Source organism: Rahnella perminowiae (assembly GCF_019049755.1).
Classification (GTDB): domain Bacteria; phylum Pseudomonadota; class Gammaproteobacteria; order Enterobacterales; family Enterobacteriaceae; genus Rahnella; species Rahnella perminowiae.
This window is the reverse complement of the sequence record NZ_JAFMOS010000203.1, coordinates 1-1,769: the sequence shown is the minus strand read 5'-3', so window position 1 is coordinate 1,769 and position 1,769 is coordinate 1. Positions and strand designations below refer to the sequence as shown.

At 44.5% G+C, this 1,769-nt stretch carries 2 protein-coding genes; one reads left to right on the top strand and one right to left on the bottom strand.

The window, feature by feature from the left end:
* On the bottom strand, window positions 1–327 hold a 327-nt coding region (locus J1785_RS01285; protein ID WP_217218633.1), incomplete at its 3' end, for an MFS transporter.
* 244 nt (window positions 328–571) lie between these two features.
* On the opposite strand from J1785_RS01285, the gene J1785_RS01280 reads away from it, so the two are divergent.
* Window positions 572–1,579 carry a LacI family DNA-binding transcriptional regulator gene (locus J1785_RS01280; protein WP_217218632.1) on the top strand — a complete coding sequence of 336 codons (1,008 nt, stop codon included), beginning with the start codon at window positions 572–574 and terminating at the stop codon, window positions 1,577–1,579.
* Window positions 1,580–1,769: the final 190 nt, after the last annotated feature.

Below are 1,769 nucleotides of genomic sequence, written 5' to 3'. Positions count from 1 at the left end.
TGTATAAGAGACAGGAAAGACGTTAATTTTCAGTAGATGGCCAAAAAGCAGATAGGCCGGACCGGAAAAAATTAATAATGCCGTGATAAACCAGAGCAAATTCTTACGCAGCCCCAGCTTATCCTGAATAAAACCATAACAAATTTGCACAAACAGAGTGGAAAAAGACACCACTGAAAAAATTATCCCGGTATCCCCTGCTTTCAGACCGACTTCCTGATGTAGCCAAATCGAGAGCAGTGAGCCTGTAGAGGACCAGGTTACAAAGAAAAAGAACAATAAAGCGCTGAGTATCAGATAACTTTGAGAATGACGGGTTTTCATCATGGCAATCTCATGCTGAGGTGGAGCGCAAATGATAACGTTAACATAAAATAAGGCGCATGCCGTTTTGCTGTAATTCTAGATGTTAATCACAAAAGTTAACGTTAACATAAGCAGTATGAGATCATGATCAACTTTTCTTATTCACTGCAACCCACACCCGGACACCAAAATCACGTATGATCCTTTTACATCAGCAAGTTAGTTTTATAACCTGTGGCGTAATGAGCAGGCAGGAGCAAAAAGAATGGCGTCCCTGAAAGATGTAGCAAAACTGGCGAATGTATCACTGATGACGGTTTCCAGGGCACTAAACTCCCCGGAACGTCTAAAGCCTGAGACCTTGTCACGCGTACAATCTGCTATCGATGCGACGAATTACGTGCCCGATTTATCGGCCAAAAAAATACGTGGCGCTCACGCGATTGCAAAAACCATCGGTGTGCTGGCACTTGATACCGTCACCACCCCCTTTTCAGTGGAAATCACACTCTCCATTGAAGAAACAGCACGTGCGCATGGCTGGAACAGCTTTGTGGTTAACATGTTTTCGGATGACATCCCGGAAAATATCGTTGATTTACTTCTCTCACACCGACCGGATGCCATTATCTATACAACAATGGGATTGCGACAGGTGCCGCTACCCGAGAAGTTGTTAAACCTTCCCTGTGTGCTCGCCAATTGCGAAAGCCTGCATCAGCAGGTAGCGAGTTATATTCCGGATGACGAACATGGACAATATGCAGCGGTACGTGCACTTTTGTCTGCAGGCTATCGTCGCCCGCTCTGCTTACATTTGCCTGCAACACATCTTGCCACTGTCAGACGCCGCAAAGGTCTGGAACAAGCATGTATGGAGGCAGGGCTGGCTCCTGAGACACTCGACCACTATTACATGGAATATGGTGATGAGCATTATCGGGATATTCCGGCGATTGTGCAGGCACATATTCATCAGAAAAAACCCTTATTCGATTCGGTGATTTGCGGTAACGATCGCATCGCGTTTATGGTGTACCAGACGCTCCTGGCGCAAGGTCTGAGGATCCCCGAAGATGTGGCAGTCATAGGTTACGATAATATGGTGGGGATCGGTGATTTGTTCCTGCCGTCGTTGTCAACGGTACAATTACCCCATTATGAAATTGGCAGGCTCAGCGCGCTTCACATTATTGAGGGTAAATCCCATCGCGATATAATCAAAGTTGACAGCCTGTTACTGCTCCGTCAGTCAATGAATACAGTAAAATGAATTATCTTCAACTCTGCCGATGAATTGGCATGAGTTCATCCAAAATTCAGTAGTATCGGTCATACCGAATAAAAAGCTGTCATTATATTATGGAATGAAATAATAAAATGCAGTATTAATTCTAACAATAAAAAATCATGGCGCCATTTTACAGCGTTCCGCTATTCATCGCACTAAGATAAACATGTGA

What these genes read in the sequence shown, in the direction of transcription:
- J1785_RS01280 (WP_217218632.1), top strand. Translation starts at nt 572, where the DNA reads ATGGCGTCCCTGAAAGATGTAGCAAAACTGGCGAATGTATCACTGATG.